Origin of the sequence: Actinokineospora sp. HUAS TT18 (assembly GCF_051364635.1) — a bacterium.
Classification (GTDB): domain Bacteria; phylum Actinomycetota; class Actinomycetes; order Mycobacteriales; family Pseudonocardiaceae; genus Actinokineospora.
Window position 1 is genome coordinate 6,456,041 of sequence record NZ_CP195645.1, and the last position, 20,908, is coordinate 6,476,948.

At 69.6% G+C, this 20,908-nt stretch carries 17 protein-coding genes and 1 tRNA gene; 7 read left to right on the forward strand and 11 right to left on the reverse strand.

Features of this window, described 5'->3' with window-relative positions; genetic code table 11:
* Nucleotides 1-3: 3 nt before the first annotated feature.
* Nucleotides 4-483, reverse strand: a complete 480-nt coding sequence (smpB, locus tag ACSHT8_RS30020) for an SsrA-binding protein SmpB (RefSeq protein ID WP_436494659.1) — start codon at nt 481-483, stop codon at nt 4-6.
* Between the two features lie 177 nt (nt 484-660).
* On the opposite strand from smpB, the gene ACSHT8_RS30025 reads away from it, so the two are divergent.
* Nucleotides 661-1,728 (forward strand): serine hydrolase domain-containing protein, encoded by a 1,068-nt coding sequence (locus ACSHT8_RS30025; RefSeq protein ID WP_436494661.1) that lies wholly within the window; start codon nt 661-663, stop codon nt 1,726-1,728.
* 25 nt (nt 1,729-1,753) lie between these two features.
* Here the strand turns inward: ACSHT8_RS30025 and ACSHT8_RS30030 are convergent.
* Nucleotides 1,754-1,827: transfer RNA gene (locus tag ACSHT8_RS30030), tRNA-Leu, on the reverse strand.
* 118 nt (nt 1,828-1,945) lie between these two features.
* On the opposite strand from ACSHT8_RS30030, the gene ACSHT8_RS30035 reads away from it, so the two are divergent.
* Complete coding sequence (locus ACSHT8_RS30035; protein WP_436494663.1) at nt 1,946-2,167, forward strand: DUF3618 domain-containing protein; 222 nt, start codon at nt 1,946-1,948, stop codon at nt 2,165-2,167.
* On the opposite strand, the gene ACSHT8_RS30040 is transcribed toward ACSHT8_RS30035, so the two are convergent.
* Together ACSHT8_RS30040 and ACSHT8_RS30045 are read right to left on the reverse strand one after the other, a co-directional pair.
* On the reverse strand, nt 2,168-2,470 hold the full coding sequence (locus tag ACSHT8_RS30040) for a hypothetical protein (RefSeq protein ID WP_436494665.1): 303 nt from the start codon (nt 2,468-2,470) through the stop codon (nt 2,168-2,170).
* A 116-nt stretch (nt 2,471-2,586) separates the two neighbouring features.
* The gene (locus ACSHT8_RS30045; RefSeq protein ID WP_436494666.1) at nt 2,587-3,198 is read right to left on the reverse strand and encodes a TetR/AcrR family transcriptional regulator; all 612 of its coding nucleotides are present in this window, start codon (nt 3,196-3,198) and stop codon (nt 2,587-2,589) included.
* Nucleotides 3,199-3,278: 80 nt separating this feature from the next.
* Between ACSHT8_RS30045 and ACSHT8_RS30050 the strand changes: the two genes are divergently transcribed.
* Nucleotides 3,279-4,793, forward strand: a complete 1,515-nt coding sequence (locus ACSHT8_RS30050; protein ID WP_436494668.1) for a flavin-containing monooxygenase — start codon at nt 3,279-3,281, stop codon at nt 4,791-4,793.
* Between the two features lie 46 nt (nt 4,794-4,839).
* Here the strand turns inward: ACSHT8_RS30050 and ACSHT8_RS30055 are convergent, their stop codons facing one another.
* Nucleotides 4,840-5,088: a hypothetical protein gene (locus tag ACSHT8_RS30055; RefSeq protein WP_436494669.1), complete on the reverse strand. Its 249-nt coding sequence runs from the start codon at nt 5,086-5,088 to the stop codon at nt 4,840-4,842.
* Between the two features lie 74 nt (nt 5,089-5,162).
* Nucleotides 5,163-5,615, reverse strand: coding sequence for a hypothetical protein (locus ACSHT8_RS30060; protein WP_436494670.1), 453 nt, complete (start codon nt 5,613-5,615; stop codon nt 5,163-5,165).
* A gap of 50 nt (nt 5,616-5,665) precedes the next feature.
* On the opposite strand from ACSHT8_RS30060, the gene ACSHT8_RS30065 reads away from it, so the two are divergent.
* Nucleotides 5,666-6,421 carry a TetR/AcrR family transcriptional regulator gene (locus ACSHT8_RS30065; protein WP_436494672.1) on the forward strand — a complete coding sequence of 252 codons (756 nt, stop codon included), beginning with the start codon at nt 5,666-5,668 and terminating at the stop codon, nt 6,419-6,421.
* Here the strand turns inward: ACSHT8_RS30065 and ACSHT8_RS30070 are convergent.
* The 3 genes from ACSHT8_RS30070 to ACSHT8_RS30080 all read right to left on the reverse strand — a co-directional run bounded on the left by ACSHT8_RS30070 (nt 6,411) and on the right by ACSHT8_RS30080 (nt 10,910).
* Complete coding sequence (locus ACSHT8_RS30070) at nt 6,411-6,887, reverse strand: helix-turn-helix domain-containing protein (RefSeq protein WP_436494674.1); 477 nt, start codon at nt 6,885-6,887, stop codon at nt 6,411-6,413. The genes ACSHT8_RS30065 and ACSHT8_RS30070 overlap by 11 nt on opposite strands.
* A gap of 103 nt (nt 6,888-6,990) precedes the next feature.
* Nucleotides 6,991-8,640 (reverse strand): LCP family protein, encoded by a 1,650-nt coding sequence (locus ACSHT8_RS30075; RefSeq protein WP_436494676.1) that lies wholly within the window; start codon nt 8,638-8,640, stop codon nt 6,991-6,993.
* A 104-nt stretch (nt 8,641-8,744) separates the two neighbouring features.
* Nucleotides 8,745-10,910 (reverse strand): phospholipase, encoded by a 2,166-nt coding sequence (locus ACSHT8_RS30080; protein WP_436494678.1) that lies wholly within the window; start codon nt 10,908-10,910, stop codon nt 8,745-8,747.
* A gap of 311 nt (nt 10,911-11,221) precedes the next feature.
* Between ACSHT8_RS30080 and ACSHT8_RS30085 the strand changes: the two genes are divergently transcribed.
* Complete coding sequence (locus ACSHT8_RS30085; RefSeq protein WP_436502221.1) at nt 11,222-14,698, forward strand: BTAD domain-containing putative transcriptional regulator; 3,477 nt, start codon at nt 11,222-11,224, stop codon at nt 14,696-14,698.
* Nucleotides 14,699-14,748: 50 nt separating this feature from the next.
* On the opposite strand, the gene ACSHT8_RS30090 is transcribed toward ACSHT8_RS30085, so the two are convergent.
* A complete protein-coding gene (locus ACSHT8_RS30090) occupies nt 14,749-15,981 on the reverse strand; it encodes an MFS transporter (protein ID WP_436502222.1) in 1,233 nt (410 codons plus the stop codon).
* A gap of 387 nt (nt 15,982-16,368) precedes the next feature.
* Between ACSHT8_RS30090 and ACSHT8_RS30095 the strand changes: the two genes are divergently transcribed.
* Together ACSHT8_RS30095 and ACSHT8_RS30100 are read left to right on the forward strand one after the other, a co-directional pair.
* Nucleotides 16,369-17,256, forward strand: a complete 888-nt coding sequence (locus ACSHT8_RS30095; RefSeq protein WP_436494680.1) for an SDR family NAD(P)-dependent oxidoreductase — start codon at nt 16,369-16,371, stop codon at nt 17,254-17,256.
* Between the two features lie 1,543 nt (nt 17,257-18,799).
* On the forward strand, nt 18,800-19,927 hold the full coding sequence (locus tag ACSHT8_RS30100; protein WP_436494682.1) for a diguanylate cyclase: 1,128 nt from the start codon (nt 18,800-18,802) through the stop codon (nt 19,925-19,927).
* Here ACSHT8_RS30100 and ACSHT8_RS30105 read toward each other — a convergent pair.
* Nucleotides 19,924-20,901, reverse strand: a complete 978-nt coding sequence (locus ACSHT8_RS30105; RefSeq protein ID WP_436494684.1) for a LysR family transcriptional regulator — start codon at nt 20,899-20,901, stop codon at nt 19,924-19,926. The genes ACSHT8_RS30100 and ACSHT8_RS30105 overlap by 4 nt on opposite strands.
* Nucleotides 20,902-20,908 lie beyond the last annotated feature (7 nt).

The window sequence follows — 20,908 nt, forward strand, 5'->3', positions numbered from 1 at the left end:
ATGTTAGCGGCGTCGGCCCTTGACGTGCCGGGAGAACGCGCGCTCGATCTCCCGGTTGGCGTCCCGGGTGGCGATGTCGGCGCGCTTGTCCCAGGTCTTCTTGCCCCGCACCAGGGCGAGTTCGACCTTGGCCCGGCCGTCGGAGAAGTACATCGACAGCGGCACGATCGACAGCCCGCTCTCCCGGATGCGAATGTCCCACCGGTCGATCTCGCGCCGGTTGAGCAGCAGCTTGCGCACCCGCCGCGGGGTGTGGTTGGTCCAGGTGCCCAGTGCGTACTCGGAGATGTGCAGCCCACGCAGCCACACCTCGCCGTCATCGATCGTGGCGAACGCGTCGACCAGCGACACCCGCCCGAGACGCAGGCTCTTGACCTCGGTTCCCACCAGCATCACCCCGGCCTCGACCGTGTCGAGAACGGCGTACTGGTGCCGCGCCCGCCGGTTCGTGGCGATCACGGAGCGGGTTGGCTTCTCACCCATCGGGCGAGCCTATGTCTTGGCCTCCCCGCCTTGGCAAACGGTTAACGGTACGTCCGGGGAGGTAGATCGAATGTCGTCCCCCGGGGGGATACGGATCATCCTGGGGGTGGTCGTCGGGGCGCGTCATCGCCGAAAGAATCGTTGACACCGAACGACTTTCTCGTCAGAGGGGGATCATTGATCCGCAAGGGGATGATCGCGGCCATCGTGCTCGCGATGGTGACCGCGACGGCGGCTTCCGCCGAACCGGCTTCGGAACTCCAGCAGTCACTGGACCAGATGGCGCGGACGGGTGCGCAGGGCGTCCAGGTCCTGATCACCGACGACGGCAGGCGTGTCAGTGCGCGTGCGGGCACCGCTGAACTGGGGAGTTCCCGGCCGGTGCCGGTCAGTGGGCGGTATCGGGTGGGCAGCATCAGCAAGGTCTTCACGGCGACCGTGGTGTTGCAGTTGGTGGCTGAGGGGAAGGTGGCGCTGGATAGTCCGGTGTCGGCCTATCTGCCGGGGCTGGTTCCGGACGGGATCAGTGTGCGGATGCTGCTGCGGCACACGAGTGGGCTCTACAACTACACGTCGGCTCTGCCCTTGGACCCAGGCGACTTCGAGTCGATCCGGTATCAGCATCATTCGCCGCGATCGCTGGTGGGGTTGGCGACTTCGCGGCCGCTCGACTTCCCGCCGGGGAGTCAGTTCGCGTACTCGAACACGAACTACATCGTGCTGGGGATGTTGATCGAGGAGGTCGCGGGGGTCTCGTACGAGCGTGCGGTTGAGCAGCGGATTCTTCGGCCGTTGCGGATGTGGCAGACGACGGTTCCGGGGGATCGGGTGGATGTTCCGGGGCCGCACGCGCACGGGTACTACCGGGTCGCGGGTGAGGCTGTCGATGTCACGAGGCTGAATCCGTCGGTGGCTTGGGCGGCGGGGGCGATCATTTCGACCAACGCCGATCTGGATCGTTTCCTTGTCGCTCTGCTCGGGGGGAAGCTTCTGCCTGGTGCACAGTTGGCGGAGATGCTGGGGACGACTGCTGTGTCCGGGGATTATGGGTTGGGTATTTACAAGATGGATCTGCCTTGTGGGGTGACTGTTTGGGGGCATGGGGGCGGGATTCCCGGGTACTCCAGTTTGGCGCTTTCCACTCGGGACGCGCGTACGCGGCTGGAGATGTCGTTGACCGCGGCTCCGGATCCTGGGCCTGTTGACGGGTATGACGACGTGATCAATCAGGCGTTCTGCAAATAGCGAGGTCTGCTGGCGGCGGATCTTGTGGGGCCGGAGAGACTCGAACTCTCACTGGCACGGACCTAAACCGTGTGCCTCTGCCAATTGGGCTACGGCCCCGTGTCCGTCGAGCACAACGGACCTTCATCCCGGACAGCGTATCGGCGTGGCCCGTGCGCGGTGTGGGTGAGGGGTGATCTAACGTGGTGGCGCCGGTTGGCTGCATCTAGGAGGACACGTGGCCCGCGACCCTGACACCATCCAGCGTGAGATCGAGCAGGCGCGTGACGCGCTGGCTTCGACGTTGGACCAGCTGGGCACCAAGGCGAGCCCGAAGCGGCTGGTCGACAACGCCAAGAGCAGTGCGCGCTCCAAGTTCGATGAGCCCAAGGTCAAGTACGCGCTCATCGGGGTTGGGGTGTTGGTCGGCCTGTTGGTCGTGCGCAAGCTGTTCCGTTAGTCAGGCCATGGCGGACGGGGCGGTCTTCTTGCCCGCTTCGTCCGCCGGTGCGGCGGGCTTGGGCTCGGTGCCGAGACGGGCCGTCAGGTAGGCCGCCGTGAAGTTGACCGCGTCGCCTTCCAGCATGTGTACGACGGTGCGGGAGTCCTCGTTGGGGGCGATCTTCTCGGCCAGTTGGTCGGCCCGGTCGCGGGCGGCGATGAGGCCGGGGGCGGTGTCCTTGAGTGTCTTGCCCCGCAGGGTCACCTCGATCGTCCAGTCGTCGCCATCCGGTGTGTAGTTCGCCTGGATCGGCTCGAACATGGTGGAACCCGCCCCTCACTCGCCCTGCGTGCCTTCGTCCAATTGGACGTCATTTCGCGCCCGAATGGCACCCGCTGAGGCGAGAAACTCATCCGAACAGCCCCCGTGTGGGGGATTTATAGCTCCGTAACGGCGTCGCCGACGCCGCGCCACAGGACGGAGAGCAGGTGTTCGGCCGCCTCGACGGCGGTGACCTCGTCCTGGCTGACGTACCAGATGGAGAGGCGTTCACAGGCGCCGACGACGATCTGGGCCAGGATCTCCAGCTCGGTGGGGGATTTGTCCGGCAGGAACGCGGCGAACATGGCCGCGTCGATCTCGACCTGTTCGCGGCGGATGGCCTCGATCTCGTCGATCGCGCCGGTGCCCGCCAAGGCGACCTCGTTGCGCACCATCATCGCCCACGAGCGCCTGCGGGAGTCGGCGAACTGGAAGAAGGCGACCAGGCCGCGACGCAGGGCGTCCTCCGCGCTGGTGGCGCCGATGACGGCCTGGGTGGCGTTCTCGGCCATCTCCGTCCGCGCGGCGCGGATGCAGGCCACGAGCAGGCCGTCCTTGGAGCCGAAGTACTCGTAGATCATCGGCTTGGAGACCCCGCAGCGCTCCGCGATCTCGTCCATCGAGGCGGCCGCGTAGCCGCGCTCGGCGAAGATCTCCTCGGCGACGGCCATCATCTGCCGTTCGCGTTCGGCCCGCGGCATTCGACGCTTGCGCTCGGTGACAGTCACAGATTGACTCTACCGCAAGTAACCTACTACGAGTAAGCTGGACTCGCGGTAACATCTACGAGCGCATGGAGGATCGACTGATGGGCAAGCTCATCCACACCGGCGTGGTGGTCGTCGGCACCGGGTTCTCCGGCATGGGCATGGCGATTCAGCTGCGCAAGGACGGCCGCGAGGACTTCGTCATCCTGGAGAAGGCGCACGACTTCGGCGGCACCTGGCGTGACAACACCTACCCCGGCTGCGCTTGCGACATCCAGTCCCACATGTACTCGTTCTCCTTCGAGCAGAAGTCCGACTGGACGCGCTCGTTCGCCCCGCAGGCCGAGATCTGGGACTACATGCGCGGCGTCGCCCAGAAGTGGGGCCTGCGCCGCTACACCACCTTCGGCGTCGAGGTCACCGGCGCCCGCTGGGAGGCCGACGAGAGCCGCTGGTACGTCAGCACCTCGACGGGCGACACCTACGTCGGCCAGTACCTGGTCGCGGGCGTCGGCGCGCTGCACCTGCCGTCGATCCCCGAGCTGCCCGGCATCGAGAACTTCGAGGGCAAGTCCTTCCACTCGGCGCAGTGGGACCACGACTACGACCTGACCGGCAAGAAGGTCGCCGTCATCGGCACCGGCGCCAGCGCGATCCAGTTCGTGCCCGAGATCGCCCCCCAGGTCGCCGAGCTGACCCTGTTCCAGCGGACGCCGCCGTGGGTCATGCCCAAGCCCGACCACGCCATCGCCCCGTGGGCGCAGAACGTCTTCGCCAAGGTCCCCGGCACGCAGCGCGGCTACCGCAACTTCCTGTACTGGATCAACGAGGTCCGCGCGGTCGGCTTCAACGGCCACCAGGGCATCCTCAAGTACGCCTCCAAGCTCGCCGCGTGGAACATCCGCCGGTCGGTCAAGGACAAGGACCTCGCGGCCAAGCTGACCCCCGACTACGTCATGGGCTGCAAGCGCGTGCTGGTGTCGAACAACTACTACCCGACCTTCAACCGCCCCAACGTCGACCTCGACACCGAGGGCGTCGCCGAGGTGCGGGCCAACAGCATCGTCGGCCGCGACGGCCGCGAGCACGAGGTCGACGTGATCATCTACGGCACCGGCTTCCACGTGACCGACGCCTTCGACTACCTCGACATCACCGGCGTCGACGGCCGCGACCTGGCCAAGGGCTGGTCCGAGACCGGCATCGTCACCCACAACGGCATCAACGTCTCCGGCTTCCCGAACCTGTTCTTCCTGCTCGGCCCGAACACCGGCCTCGGCCACAACTCGGTGGTGTTCATGATCGAGTCCCAGATCCGCTACGTCGCCGACGCGATGAAGCTGGTCAAGCGGCACAACGCCGACGCGCTCGACGTGCGGGAGACCGCGCAGGAGCAGTTCAACCAGGAGATCCAGCGCAAACTCGCCGACGGCGTGTGGACGCAGGGCGGCTGCAAGAGCTGGTACCTCGACTCGAAGGGCGTCAACCGGACCATCTGGCCGGGCTTCACCTGGCGCTACTGGCTCCGCACCCGCCGCGTCGACCCGGCGCACTTCGAGCTGATCACCAAGGGCAAGGTCAACGGCAAGCGCACCCCGGTCGCCGCGGGACGCTGAGCACAGGAGCCGGGCCCGCCACTTCGGTGGCGGGCCGTCTCGCGTGTCAAGCGGGCGGGGCGTCGGCGCGCGGCAGGGTGGCCGCTAGGTCGTCGAGGCTGGCGAGCGTGTCGGCCAGCGCGGCCCGTTCGGCGTCGGCGAGTGGAACGTCGCCCGCCTGGGCGAGGAAGTCTCGGGCGCCGGCCGGGTCCCCGGTTCGTGCGGCGAGTTCGGCCCGGTAGTCCAACGCTTCGAGCAGGTCGACCGCCAACGCGGTCTCCCGATGGCGAGTGAGTGCCAGGTCAAGGATTCGCACGGCTTGCTCGTCGGAGCCGTGCGAATCGCCCATCACCACCGCGCTTCGCAGGGACTTGGCGAGCTTGCGCGAGCTCAGGTCCTCTTCGGGCTCGGCTTTGGCGGCGAAGAACCGGATCCAGTTGCCCCCAGGGTCGATGACGGAGAAGCCGGAGACGTTGTCGACGTTCTTCCGTTTGCGGGGCCGCGTGATCCGCGGAATCCCGGAGACGAGCAGCTTCCCGTGACCGCCCGCATCCCCTCGGCGAACGCCTGGAACAGCTCGCCGGTGTCGTGGACCAGCACCACGCAGGTCCCGTAGGAGTCCTCGGCCTTGAACCCCGGCATGCCGAAGAAGTCGAGCTGCAGATCCTCGCGCTTCATCGACACGTACGGGTTGGGCCGCACCTGGTAGTAGATCTTCTTGAACCCCAACATCTCGTAGAACGTCTGCAGCTCGTCGATGGACGCGCAGGGCAGCAGCGGAATCGTCTTCTCGTGGGCCACGCGTTCCTCGATCTCTACGGCGTACGGTACGCCGTACCGCAAATAACCGTACGGTACGGTGTACGGCAGAGCAAGGCTCGAAAGGAGAGACCGTGGCCCCCCGTTCCTCGGCCCCCGACCTGGCGCGCAGCATCTACCTGCTGTGGGGTCACCACCCCAGCCCGGGGCGCTCCGGCCTGACCGTGCGGGCGATCGTCCAGGCGGGCATCGAGATCGCCGACGCCGACGGGCTCGACGCGGTCTCGATGCGCAAGGTCGCCGAGCAGTTGGGCGTCGGCGCGATGTCCCTCTACGGCCACGTGCCCGGCAAGGACGACCTGACCGCGCTCATGGTCGACTCGGTCTTCGGCGAGCTCTATGACAACGACATCGAGGCCGCGACCCGCGTCGGCGGCTGGCGTGCGGCGATGCGGTTCGTGGCCGAGCGGAACTGGGCGCTCTACGAGCGCCACCCGTGGCTGCTCGACATCCGCTCCTACCGGCCGATCCTCGGACCCAACGTCAGCCGCAAGTACGAGACCGAGCTGCGCCCGCTCGACGGCATCGGCCTGAGCGACGTCGAGATGGACGCGACGCTCACCCTCGTTCTCGGCCACGTCGACAGCGCGGCCCGCGCGCGCCGCGGCGCCGCCAAGGCCCAGACCGACTCCGGGATGACCGACGCGGAATGGTGGGGCGTCGTCGCCCCCGTCCTCGAACAGGTCATGGTCGACGGCGATCTGACGCTGTCCGGACTGGTCGGCACCGCGGTCGGCGCGGAGTTCAACGCCGCCCACAACCCCGAGCACGCGCTCGCGTTCGGCCTCGACACCATCCTCGACGGCGTCGAGGCGCGGATCAGGACGTAGACCGCAGCGCGGTGAGGCGGCCCACCAGGGCCATCGTGTCCAGGCCGCACAGCTCGGCCATCCGCTCGATCGCCGAGATGTCGAGGTGGACCTCCGCGGGCGCGGTCCCCGTGTGCTCGGCGAGCCGCTCGGCCGCCCACCGCCGCAGCGGCAGCAGGTCCTGCGCCTGGTGGCGGACCACGGCACGCAGGTCGACCTTGATCCGGCCGACCGCGGTCCCGGCGAACACCCGGTCCTGCACGCGCGCGATCAGCTCCTGGGGCTGTTCCTCCAGCGCTAAGCAGATCTCCACGAAGCGCACCACCGAGCACTGCCGAGTGCCGAGTTCATAGGTGGCCAGGGTCTGGAGGGAGATCTCGCTCTGCAGCCTGCTGTTGAGCTCCTTGCGCGTCCATCCCCGCTGCTTGCGCAGACGGCGGATCTCGTCGCCGAGTACCCGCTGATAGGTCATCGCGTCGATCCGCACATTCGCCCCTTGGTCCGTGGTTCCGCATAGGGGGAAGGTGTCAATGGCCGTTGTCTTACGCGGAAACCTCGGTTGAACCGTGAAATTAGGCCGAACGGGTGAACTAGTTGATGCAAGCAGGCTTCGGATCCTGGGCCAAACCGTTCAAATGGAGCAGAGGGTCGCCAGTCAGTCGCTGTCCGGCTTGGGGGAAGTCCTTGCCGATCAGGACCGTCACCTTGCCCTTGGCCTGATTGGCGTCCTCCTCGACGGTGAAATCGCCGTTCAGCGCACCCGCGACCGCCTCGCCCGCGGACTTCTCGCCCTTGGCGAAGCGGATCACGGTCTTGGCGCGCGCCGCGGCGTTGCCCGTCTCACCTGTCTTGAAGCCCTGGTCGGACAGCGAGTCGGCGACCTCGGTGGCCAGGCCGGGGCGGCCGGTGCCGTTGAGGACCGTCACCGTCGGCTTGGTGGCCTCGGCAGGCGCTCCCGAGCTGCTGCCCGGAGCGGCCGATGACGACGGGCTGCCGCCGGTGAGGATGCCCGCCGCGAACTTGCGCACCGCGGTGGGGTCGATCTGGATGGCCGAGCCGTCGGGGGTCTCCAGGTCGATGCGGCCGGTCGGGATGGTCTGGAAGCTGACGTTGCCGCCGGTGAACCCCATCATCTGCTGGGCGAACTTCATGATGTCCCAGTTCTTGTCCAGCACGACCGACTTCTTGATCGCCTCTTGCAGCTTGGGCAGCGTGTCCGAGCCGGGAACGAGCAGGTCCTTGGACAGAACCTTGCGCGCCATGCCGCTCATAAAGGTCTGCTGCCGCACGATTCGGTCGATGTCGCTGTTGGGCAGCCCGTGCCGCTGCCGCACGAAGGCGAGCGCGGGGGCGCCGGACAGGGTCTGTGGGCCCGCCGGGAAGTTCGCGCCGGAGTACGAGTCCTTGACGGCCTTGTTCAGGCAGACGTCGATGCCGCCGATGGCGTTGGTGATGTCGTAGAAGCCGAGCAGGTTCACCGCGGCGTAGTGGTCGATCTTGGCGCCAGTCAGCTTCTCCACGGTCTCGATCAGCTTCTTGCCGCCGTGCAGATTCGACTCGACCTCGAGCTCGCGGCCCTGCATGCCCTGCTTCTGCAGTTTCTCGCGGGCGGCGGTCTTCCCGCGGCCGTACGCTGAGTTGATCTTGTGTTTGCCGAAGCCGGGGATCTCGACGTAGGAGTCGCGGGGGATGGACATGCCCACGGCCTTCCCGCCGTCGTTCGGGATGCGGAGCATGATCAGCGTGTCGGTGTTGATCACGCCTTCGTCCTTGCCCGCGTTGAGCATCGCCAGCTGCTCCTTCGACAGGGTGTTGCCCTGCGCGTCGGTGCGGCTGTCCATGCCGACCATGAGGATGTCGACCGAGCCGTCGGCGGGCTTCTCGCCGGTGTCCTCGGTGTAGGCGCCGGTGTTGAGCCCGTCGGCGAAGTCGTCGATGACCTGGGAGTAGTAGCCGGTCCCCAGCAGGACCAGCGCCGAGAGCAGCCCCACGAAGACCTTGCCGCCGACCATCTTCGGCTTGGCCTTCGGCGGCGGCGCGGGCCTGCGGGTCTGCGGGCGGGGGCGGCGAACCGGCGCGGCGGCCTTCTCGGCGATGCGCTCGGTCGGCGCGGAGTGGTGCGGCCTGCCGGTGATCCGCGGCGGCGGCGGTGCCTGCCTGCCCGCGGTGGCCGAGCGCGTCGGAGTGGGCCTGCCCTGGCCCGCGCGACTCGCTGACCTCGGCGGCGGCCGGTACTCCACGCTTGCTCCCTCCGTCTCGCGCAGGCGCACTGATGACACCTATAGGACGCCGGGCGGCCTCCCCAGGTTGTTCGTAGCGTGTCACACCGCCCGGTCGGCTTTGGTCACGGCACGGCCTCGGCGCCCGCCAACTGGTCGCCACGGACCGCTGACCTGCGCGGAAGGGCCGCGACCCGGCCCGCGGCCACGCCGAGGGTGACCACGGTCGTGGTGATGTGGACCACGGCCCCGGTGGTGCCCGCCGAGGTGATGACCGGCGGCACGCATGCCACGGCGGCCATCAGCCACGGCCACGGCGTGGACGTCGTGCCGATGCGCACCGAGTGCAGCAGATACCAGCCGAGCAGCAGGTGGATGATGCTCGCCATCGGCTCCAGCGGGAAGCCGAGCAGCACCGGGGTCTGGTGGGTGCCGGTGAGCCCGGTGACGGCGAAGCCGAGGATGCCCGCGGCCCCGTAGCCGGTGCCGAGCGCGGCGGCCAGGGCGTCACGGCGGGCGGTGCCGCGGTCGCGGTCGGGTGTCCCGTCGGGGTCGAGGGTCGCGCGCCACTCGAACAGCACGAACACCAGAGCGGTGGGCACACCCAGCAGGGCGAGCGCGAGCAGGCTGCGCGGCTGGGCCAGCCAGTCGACCGCCGAGGTGGGCAGACCGGCGCTCCTGGCCGCGCCGATGATCCCGGCCAGCATCAGCACCGCGCACAGCAGGACCAGGTACATCGTCATCGGGGCGGACCGGACGAACCGGGCGGCGCGGGCGGGGCCGCCGAGCGCGACGGCGCGGACGCCTACGGGACCGGGCAGCGCGGCCAGGCACACGTGGGCCAGCCCGATCAACAGGACGGCGGTGGCCGAGGACATGACGCCGGGGTCGGCGATGAGCAGCGGCGACCGGCCGCCCGCGGTGGTCAGCACGACCAGCCCGCCGACCGCCAGCACCGCCGCGCCCGCCAGGACACCGCGGTTGACCCGAGCTCTGTCGGCGTAGTGCGAAGCGAGCTGGCCGAACAGCACGGCGAGGACGGCGCTCGCCGCGATGGCCGAGCCCGCCGCCTCCAGCCCGACGACCGCGGCCGCCATGGCGAGCGGGGTGACGACCCGGGCCTTGCGGTGCAGCCACACCATGGCCGGAGTCAGGCTCACCACCAGCAGATACAGGCAGAGCAGCCACAACGGGCCGACGACGAGCCTGCCGACCGTGCCGACCGCGTCGGCGGGCACCCGCAGCAGGTCCAGCGACAGCGGCAGCACGAGCCACGCGGTGAGGAAGGCGAGTACCGGGCGGATCAGCCAGCACACGCGGCCCGCGAGGTAGCCGCCGTAGCCGGTGCCGTCGGCGACGGCGCGGCGCCAGGCGAGCAGGTTGGCGTGTCCGCCCGCGAAGAAGAAAAGCGGGGCGAGTTGCAGCAGCCAGGTGAGCGGCCAGAGCTTGGCGGCCGGGGTGCCGAGCATGGGGGCGATGGCGAGGACCGACTCGGCGACGACCACCCCGACCAGGCTCGCCATCCGGAGAAACGCCAGGTAGGCGGCTTGGTCGCGGTCGGGTTCGGCCAGCGGGGCGCGCTTGCGGGCGGGCGGGACGGCTCGGGTGCGCCGCAGGATCGGCACGCGCACCACGAGCAGGGCGATGACCACCAGCAGCCCCGCCGTCCACGCGCCGATCGGCTCGGTGCGCGGCGGACCCCACCGCTGGTGCCACGAGTTCACCACCAGGCCCGCGGAGAACAGCGTCGCGACGACCTCGCACGTGCCCGCCGAGCCGCGCGGGTCGAGGTCGCACTGGGCGTGCATGTCGGCGGAGAGGCGGTCATCGAGCCGCCTGCGCGGGTCGGCGCCCAGGGCCAGGCCCTTGGCCTCGGCGTAGCGGAGCAGGTCGTAGCCGAGGTCGTGGGCCTGGCAGCCGACGGTGTAGTCCCACCTCGTGTTGTCGTCGCCCCACGGCGTCGAGCAGCCGCCGCCGACGTGGACGGCGCGGACCTGGCCGTCCGGCGCGACCGCGTAGCCGGGGGTGACGCCGGTGACGGCGGTGAAGTCGGCGGGGAGCCGGTCGAGCGGATCGCCGGCGGCCGGGTCGAGCATCGCCTCGATCGTGGCGGCGGCCTCGGCGGCGGGGCCGGTAGGCTCGCGTTCCGGCGGGGCGGACGAGCGGGACGCGATCACCCCGAAGCCGCCCGCGACGAGGACGACCAGGACGAACCAGCCGAGGCGTTTGGGCAGCCGGGGATGCGCCCGCCCGAGCGAGCCGGGATCCGGCCGCGACGGCTTGTTGATCATGCTTGACGCGGCTGACTGTGCTGTGCCCCCACTCGGGCAGGTTACCGGGGTAGGCCGATCGGCCGCGCGCTGTGTTCGTGCTGTCCCCGACGCGGGGAGTCGCACGGCGCACCCCCAGGGCGCCATGCCACCCCCCGCACGAGAAACACTACGGGCTGGCCCTGGCACCCGATCTATACTCGGCCGCCCCGGTTCCTGCCCTCTCGTGCAGGGGTCCGACCAGCGGGAACGCCCCGGCCGAATGCACTAGGATTGGCAACCGGCAATTGCGGGCGACGCAGGCGGCAACTCGGTACCGGGGAGGCGGCGTGATGGGTGGGGACACGCCGGGCTCGTTCGGCGAGGTCCTCCGCTTCCATCGGCTGCGCGCGCGGCTCACTCAACAGGAGCTCGCGGCCCGTTCCGGGCTGAGTGTGCGGGCGCTGCGCTACATCGAACGCGGCGGCGTCGACCGGCCCCGGCCGGAGTCGGTGCGCAAGCTCGCCGCGGCCGTCGGGGTCACTCCAGGCGACGCGGATTTCTTCGAGGCGGCCGTGCGGCTCGCGGTCACCCCGCGCGTGCGGGTCAGCGTCCTCGGCCCGCTCACCGTCGAGTTCGGCGACCGCCCGGTGGAGCTGGCCGCGCTGAAGCCGCGGTCGCTGCTGGGCCTGCTCGCGCTGCGCGCGGGCGCCACGGTTCGGCACACCGAGATCATCGACGTGCTCTGGGGCGACGACCCGCCCGACAGTTGCCTGAGCCTCGTGCACACCTACGTGTCCAGGCTTCGCCGCGCGCTGGCGGGCAGCGGCAAGGCAGCGGCCGAGGTGATCGCGTCCGCGCCCGGCGGCTACCGGCTCGACCTGGGCACCGACCAACTCGACCTCGCCAGGTTCGACGACCTCGTCACCCAGGCCCAGGCGCTGCGCGGCGGCCAGCCGGACCGGGCCGCCGACCACTTCGAACACGCCCTGGCCTGCTGGCGCGGCCCGCTGCTGGCCGACCTGCCCGCCCGGCTGCGCCAGCACCCGGTCGCCGTGGCCATCGCCGCCCGCCGCCGCGAGGCCGCGATCGCGCACGCCGACCTCGGCCTGGAACTCGGCCGCTACGACGAGGTCGTGAGCAGCACGCGCGGGCTCACCCACGACGAGCCGCTGCACGAGGGCCTGCACGCGCGGTTGATCCTCGGCCTGGCCGGGACCGGCGAACAGGCCGCCGCGCTGGGCGTGTTCGCCGACATCCGCGACCGCCTCGACAACGAACTCGGCGTCGAACCCGGCCAGGAGATCCGCGCCGCCCACCTGAAGGTCCTGCGCAGCGGCGACACCGAGCACCTGGCGCCGCGCCCGCCCGCGCAGCTGCCCGCCGAGACCCCCGGCTTCGTCGGCCGCGTGGCGGCCATCGACCGGCTCGACGCGCTGCTGCCCGAGGTCGACCGGCACTCGGTGATCATCGCCGTGTCCGGCAGCGCCGGGGTCGGAAAGACCGCGCTCGCCGTGCGGTGGGCGCACCGCGTCCGCTCGCGGTTCCCCGACGGCCAGCTCAGCGTCAACCTGCACGGCTTCGCCTCGGCCAACCCGCCGACCACCCACGAGGTGCTGGTCCGGTTCCTGCACGCGCTCGGCGTCCCACCCGAGCGCGTCCCCGCCGATCCCGACGAGGCCGCGGGCCTCTACCGCACGATGCTCACCGGCAAGCGCGTGCTGATCCTGCTCGACAACGCCGCCACCGCCGAGCAGATCCGACCGCTGGTGCCCGGGTCCGCGGGCTGCCTGATCCTGGTGACCAGCCGTGAACGCCTCACCGGCCTCACCGCCCGCGACGGCGCCCACCAGGTCCCCCTCGACGTGCTGGCCCCTCAGGAGTCGGTCGACCTGATCGGCCGACTCGTCGGCGTCGCCCGCGCCCGCAGGGAGGCACGTGCGGCGGCCGAGATGGCCGACACCTGCGCCCACCTGCCGCTCGCCCTGCGCATCGCCGGGGCCAACCTGGCCATCCGCCCACTGACCTCCGTCGCCGACTACACCCGCGAGCTGCGCGACCGTGGCCGCATGGCGGGCCTGACCGTGGCGGGCGACGAGTCAGCCGCCGTCCGCGTCGCCTTCGACCTGTCCTACGCCCGCCTGACCCCCGCCGCCCGCCGCCTGTTCCGCCTGCTCGGCTTGGTTCCCGGCGGCGACATCGACCCCCGCGGCGCGTCGGCGCTCACCGACACCCCCGTCGAGGAGGCCGCCCGTCTGCTGCGGGTCCTCGACCACGGCAACCTGATCCGCGAACACGCCCCCGGCCGGTACACCTTCCACGACCTGCTCCGCGAATACGCCGCCAATCGCGCGGGCCACGCCGACGAGAGCGACGACCGGACCTCCGCGCTCACCCGCCTGTTCGGCTACTACCTCCGCTCGGTCCGCGCCCACAGCGCGACCCTGTGGCAGGTAGAACCGACTGACACTCCGGGCGGCGACGAACAGGCCGCGATCACCTGGCTGGACACCGAACGCGCCAACCTTGTGGCCGCCACCCTCAAAGCAGGCGCCCTTGGCCTGCCGAGCTACGCCTGGCGCTTCGCCGAGGCCCTGCGCGGCTACTTCATCAACCGCGGCCACGGCAGCGACGGCATCGCCGTCTGCACCGCGGCCCTGGCGGCGGCCAAGGGCGCGGGCGACATCGACGCCGAGGCATCGGTCCACGAGCTGCTGGGCCAGATCCACGGAATCCTCAGCGACTACGACAACGCGGGTGAACACCTTCGGTGGGCACTGGAACTGAGCCGCAGCACCGGAAACCGCGTCATCGAGGCGTCCGCGCTCTACAACCTGGCCCGCAACCACTCGGTTTGCGGTCGCCCCGCCCAGGCTTTGGCGGTGTGCGAGGAATCCCTCCACATCTACAGGGCCATCGGAAATCGCCGGGGCGAAGCGACCGCGCTGAACTACCTGGGCATCAATTCCCTTTTGCTGGGCCGCCCGGAGGACGCAGTCCAACGGCACACCGAGGCACTGGAACTGAGTACCCGAATCGGGCACCGACACATGGAAGCCGCAGCAGCCCAGGGTCTTGGCTTGACGTATTGGGCACTCGGGGACCTCGCCCGCGCCGATGAGTGCTATCGGGACTCGCTCGCCGTCTGCCGGAAATACGGATATCGACTGGGCGAAGTCAGCATGTTGGTGTGCCTGGCCGAAACCGGCTGCGACATGGGCACATTCGCCGACGCTCACACGCTCGTCGGTCAGGCTTTGGACCAGGCGCGGGCCTTGGGTGAACGCAGGCACGAAGTCAGCGGCCTGGACATCTTGGCGTCCATCCAGTTGCGGACTGGGGAGTGGTCGGCGGCGGCAACGCATTATTCCGAGGCACTCGCCTTGGCGGGCAGCATCCGGTACAGCTTCGGTGAGGCTTCGGTGTTGACCGGACTCTGCGCCCTGAACCGCCGAACTGGCGACCCTGCTGCGGGCATCGACTTCGGGTTGCGGGCGTTGGAGTTGGTCCGAGACACCGGGATGCGCCTGCTGGAGGGCCGCGCGCTGACGGAGATCGCCCACGCGTACCTGGACTTCGGCGACCTGCCTTCGGCGACGGAGTACATCGAACTGGGCATGGAGGCGACGACCAGGACCGGCCAACGCCTGGCCCAGGCACGAGCACGACACGTGCGCGCACTCGTTCGACACAGGGATGGGGATGTCACGGGAGCCACCGAAGACTGGGAATCAGCCTTGGGCGTATTCGAAGAACTGAACGTCCCAGAAGCGGCGCACGTAAGAGCACTGCTTTCGGCGGCAAAGCAAGTGGATGCCCAACAGCAGTAGTAAATCCGCCGCCCGGCAACGGCGGGCTAGGCCCGGCTTGGGTGGCTGGGTCAGGTGGTCTGGGGAGCGGGGACGCCGGTGCGGGGCTTGGGTGCCGCCGGGGACTCTGCCTCTACCGCTTTCTGCGCCCTCGACCAAGCAATCGTCGCCGGGATGGCGATGACGACGCCCAAAGCGCCCGCCAAAGCGATCGTGTTCGCTGACGAGCCGATCAGTTGGGCCACCGCTCCACCCAGTGCCACGCCCAACCCCTGAGCCACCCGCAACCCCGTTCGGGCCGCCCCGAAGGCCCCGCCCCGGATCTCATTCGGGACGATCGTGTTGAACAGGCTCATCACGGTGATCTGGTACGCCCCGACGCCGCCTGCGAGGAACAGCAGCAGCAGCGCGAAGATCAGATTCGGGTGCAGCACGAACAACGTCAGCACCGCCACCGAGGCCGTCGCCAGCACCCCGATCACCCGAGGGCGGGCCGACACCGGAACGAACCGCGAGATCAGGAACGTCCCGATGATGAACCCCAACGGGTCGGCCGCCAGCAACAGGCCGACAGCCCGGTCAGGGGCCCCGATCTCCGCCGCCAAGGGCGCCGCGAGGCCCTCCGGGATCACCGCGAGCCCGACAAGCCAAGACAGTGTTATCAGGATGCGCAGTCGACGGTCGCCGAAGACGAAGCGGGCGCCGGAGAGCCAATGGTCCTTCTTGCTGCCCGCCGGTGGGCGGTTGCCGACCCAGCGGCGGACGACTAGGGCGGCCAAAGCGAAGGTCGCGGCGTCGATGGCCAGTGCCCAGGAAGTTCCGATCCACGCCACCAGCAGACCGCCGCCGCCCAGGCCGAGCAGCAGCATGGTGTTGGTGGTGACTCCGCGTAGTTCCTGGCTGCGGAAGTAGAGGTTGTCTTCCTCGAAGATCTCCCGGGTCGTCGCGTTCTGGGCGGCGACGGCGGGGGCCTGAATCAACGGCACCCCGATAACCAGGATGAACAGCACCCACAGCGGCATGTTCGGGATGGCCATGAGGCCGACCAGCACCGCCTGCGCGGCCGCGCACACCACCATCAGGGTTCGCCTGCGGTAGCGGTCGGCGAAGTGGGAGAGGCCAAGGCCGCCCGCGAGCGCGGGCAGGAAGGTCAGCGCGTAGATTCCCGCTGACCAGAGCGCGGAGCCGGTGCGGGTGAAGACGAGGATCGCCAGTGCGACCCTGGTCAGCTGGTCGCCCGCGACGGACACGGCCTCGGTGAACCAGAGCGCACGGAACTCTCGGTTCGCTAGGACCGCGAACATGCTCGGCGCAGGTCGGCTCACATCAACTCCCGGTCCGGCGGGTGGTTCCCACTCGGGCTGAGCGGCATCCTCCAGGGGCCAGTGTGTGGCCCTGGTGGACTTTCGCGGCATCCTGCCACTCGGTCACCGCCGCGTCGCTCAGAGTACCGGCATATCGTGCGGTGATCAGCGGCGCCCGACCATTCAAGTCCGGATATCGCACCGATGCGGCCGTCCGGCGCAATCCCGGCAATCAGTTTCCAACTACCGACGCGCTGAATGGACTACAAACGTCCGGCGCTGCGACCGACCGTTCGGCGCCCGTGGGTCATCACCGGCCATTCGGTCACCAACACTGGCGACACCTCGGCGATGACCGAGGGCGGCTGAGTTGGAAAGGGGTCGGGGATGAGCGGCATGGACGGCAAGGCGGTCGTGGTGACGGGGGCGGGCCGCGGGCTGGGGGCGGCCTTCGCCGGGCACCTGGCGAGAGCGGGTGCGGCGGTGGTGGTCAACGACGTCGACGGTGACCAGGCGCGGTCGGTCGCCGCGGCGATCCGTGACGGTGGGGACTGCGCGGTGGCCAGCGACCACTCGGTGGCCGACCCGGAGCAGGCCGAGGCCATCGTGGAGCTGTGCGTGCGCGAGTTCGGCGGCATCGACGGACTGGTCAACAACGCGGGCCTCACCTATGAGGCGATGCCGTGGGAGGACGACGCGGCGCGGGCCAAAGCGCTTGTCGAGGTCAACGTCCTCGGCGTCGTCTACACCGGCTTAGCGGCGATCCGGCGGATGCGCGCGGCGTGCCGCGGCTCGATCGTCAACATCTCGTCCGGAGCGTCACTTGGACAGCGGACCATCGGGGTCTACGCGGCCAGCAAGGGCGCGGTGGCGTCGCTGACGTACTCGTGGGCGCTGGATCTGGAGGACTCGGGCATCCGGGTCAACGCGGTCTGCCCGAAGGCCTACACCCGCATGGTCTGGGAGTCCGAACGGGCGTCGCGGCACACGTTCCCGGAGAACACCGCCGACCTCGTCGCGCCGCTGGTGCACTTCCTGCTCGACGAGCGCTCAGCGGGGATCACAGGCCAGATGGTGCGGTGCACGGGGCAGGAACTGCACATCGTGGGGCAGCCTGCGTTCAAGGCGCCGATCCTGCGGCGCGAGTCCTGGGACCTCGACAGCGTCGACCAGGCGTTCACCGAGGTGTTCCAGGCCCACCTCGAGGCATATGGGCTGGAGAAGCAATTGCCGCCGCGGCTGCGGAAGTGGCTGGTGCCCGCGCTCACAGCGTGAGTGACATCCGTCACAGAGGGTTCTGGTGGGCCAGGCGGGTTCGCGACATCACCCGGGTGGCTTCGATTACGCCCCACCGTGTCATGGATTCGGTGGTCGGGCGTCGATACCGCGAGGGCCTGCGGCGGGAACGTCGCAGGTACTTGCTCCATTCGGGCGCTGCTTGGCGTAGTGGGGTCACTACCCTCGGCGCAGGCCGTAACGTGGAGTCGTCGGGCGACATGGCGTGGCCAGGGGCAGGTGATACGCCGAACAAGAGGGCAGCGATGTTACCGACGATGAGCTGTTCGACAGCGAACTGTGTCGTGATTGAGGCATACGCTTCCAAGTACGAACCTGATCCGGCGGAAGCGCTCCGGATCGACAGGCTGTCGCGAGTGAAGAAGGGGAGGTCGCACCGTTGGGGTTCACCAGTCGTGGGAACGGGCGGAAGACGCCTCCCCCGCAAGAGGGCGTGAGCACTCGGGCCGCTGACAGCGGGGCGGTCGAGTCGGCTACCAGTCACGGCTGCGCATGGGATTCTCCTGGGTTCGACGGGGACCAGACGGTGGAATGGGACGTCACCAGTCGCGAGACATCGGGGCTTCCTTCGGTCAGTGGGGATGGGGACTTCACGGCTTCGGTCACCAGTCGCGAGACATCTGCGGTTCCTTCGTTCGGAGTGGACGGGGATTCGAGTGCGGTGTTCACCAGTCGCGGCTCATCGGAGCTTCCTTCGGTTCGTGGGGATGAGGACTCGGGGGCTTCGGTCACCAGTCGCGGGACATCGGGGCTTCCTTCGGTCAGTGGGGATGGGGATTTCACGGCTTCGGTCACCAGTCGCGAGACATTGGGGCTTCCTTCGTTCGATGTGGACGGGGGCGATAGGGGTGGGGTCACCAGTCGCGGCTCATCGGGGCTTCCTTTGATCGTCGGGGACGGGTCAGATGGGAATGTGATCACCAGTCGCGGGACATCTGCGGTTCCTTCGTTCGGAGTGGACGGGGACTCGGGGGCGGTGTTCACCAGTCGCGGCTACGCATCAGGGGCTCCAGGTACGAGGGGGGACGGGGTGGAGGGGCAGGTCACCAGTCGCGAGACATCGGGGCTTCCTTCGGTTCGTGGGGAGGGGGACACAGGTGGTGGGGTCACCAGTCGCGGCTCATCGGACATTCCTCTGGTTACGGGGATGGAAACAGGAACGGAAGCTGGGATCACCAGTCGCGGCTCCGGATCGGACTCACCTCCGGGCTTAACGAGCGAAGAGGGCTGCGGCAGCGATGCACTTGCAACACCTCCTCGCGACGGCGCACGTCAACAGGTGGGGCAGGCCGAAGCGCGCGTTCGCGACGGTCGTGGACGAAGCGTGGGCTTGTTCCGTCCACGGCTAAGTGTGACGGACCGGATGCGCGGTGAACACCCTCCCGGTCATTCGTTGCTTTCGGTGCGGCGCTGGGGCCTTTGGACTCTTCCGCGCCCCGCGCTGCGTTACATCCTGGCGTTCGAAATCGTCACGATCATCGCTGTTGTCTTCGCGATCGTCACCGATCCGCCTGCCCTTGAGATGGACTGGCGACGCCTCACCGTGCTGATCGCCGCGGGCGCGGCGCACCTGTGGATCTCCCGCCGGACCGAGGAGACCCGCCGCGACGGCGGCACCGGTCCCCACATGGACACCAGCGTCGTCTGGATCCTGCCCGCCATGGTCCTGCTGCCCGCGTGGATGGCCGTGGTCTCCATGCTGCTGCTGCGCGTGCAGCTCTACCCGGTCGCGCGCCGCCCGCTCTACCGGTACACGTTCGGTACCGCGGGCATCCTGCTCGCCGCGCTGGCGTCGCTCTTCGTGATCAGGTTTTCCGGCATCCACGTGACTGAGACCTTCGGCGCGCGGGAATCGTTGCTTCTGGGTTTGGCCGGTTTGGCCTACTTCGTCGTCAACGCCGTCGCGATCGGTGGCGTCATCGCCCTGTCGACCCCGCAGCCCACGTGGGCCGTCGTCGTCGGTTCCCGCCGCGACAACGCCATGGCGGCCCTCACGGTCAGCCTCGGCGCCATGGCCGCGCTGGCCATCGCGCACGCCTGGCTGGCCCCGCTGTTCATGGTCCCGCTGCTCGGCGCGGTCGACTGGGGCCTGCTGCAGATCGAGAACCTCAAGGGCGACGCCCGCACCGACCACAAGACCCAGCTGCTCAACAGCCGCGGCTGGCACGAGCAGACCGGCCGCGAGATCGCCCGCGCCCGCCGCCAGCAGGGCACGATGGCCGTCGCGGTGATCGACCTCGACCACTTCAAGCAGGTCAACGACACGTGGGGCCACCCGGCGGGCGACGCCGTGCTGCGCGCGGTCGGCACGGTCCTGCGGGAGACGACCCGCCAGGGCGACGTGGTCGGCCGCTTCGGCGGCGAGGAGTTCGTCCTGCTGCTCCCCGACACCGACGCCGACCAGGCCGCGCGGGTCGCTGAGCGTGTCCGCCAGGGGGTGGCCGAGATGCACGTCGCGGCCACCGACAAGCGCGGCCAGCCGGTGCTGATCTCCCACCGCACCGCGTCCATCGGCATCGCCTCCGGGCCCGGCGCGACCGCCGACCTCGACGACCTGCTGCGGTCCGCGGACGCGGCGGTCTACGAGGCCAAGCACGGCGGCCGCAACCAGGTCCGCGTGGCCGACCCGGGCACGCACGTCCCCGACTAGCCTGCCCGTTCCACCCCGAATGACGGGTTGTTCCGGAGGAACGCCGTGTAGCGGGGGCTGCGGGCGATGACGTCCTGGTAGGCCGCGCACGCGAGCTTGCGCACCTGGTCGGCGAACGGGGCGGCCGGGCTGTCCGGGTGCCAGCCGATGAGGTTGCGCCAGCGCAGCGGGTTGCCCTCGATCGGCACCGGCACCACGCCGGGGAACCGGCGGAACATCGGCTGGCAGAGCACCACCGCGTCGCCGGATTCGACCAGGTCGACGCAGCTGGCCACGTCGGTCTCATAGAGGGTGCGCGGGGTGAACCCGGCGCGGGCGCAGGCCGCGGCGAAGCACTCCGCGAAGCAGCCGTCGCCCGGGGTGGCGCCCCAGTGCACGTCGGCGAGGTCGGCCAGGTCGACCGCGGCCCGGCCCGCCAGCGGATGGTCCTCGGCGAGCAGGACGAACACCGGGTCGGTGGCCAGGGTCCGCCACATCAGCCCCGGCTGGGCGGGCGGCGGCGCGTCGCCGCACACGCCGACCACGGCGTAGTCGACCTTCCCGTCGCCCACCATCGCCGCGAGCTCCTCCGACGACCACGACGCGAAGGTGGTCACCTCGAGATCCGGGTAGGTCGCCGTCAGCTGGTGCACCAGCGCGCCGAGCAAGGGTCCGGTCGCCGACGCGACCCGCAGCCGGGTGGGCGTGTCACCGGGAATTCGTTCGTTGTTCGCGAAACGCGCGGCCTCTTCGCGCAATCCGGAGACCGCCGGAAGCAGCAACCGGGCGCGCGCGAGGACCAATTCGCCCAGCGGGGTGGCCCGCGCGCCCTTGCGGTCGCGGTCGAACAGCGGGCCGCCCAGCGCCCGCTCGATGCGGTGCAGCTGGGCGGTGAGTGCCGGTTGGGCAAGCCCGAGCGCCGCGGCGGCTTTGGTGATGCTGCCCGCTTCGTCGATCGCGCAGATGATCCGGAAGTGGCGCAGTTCCAACTCCATGGACCAA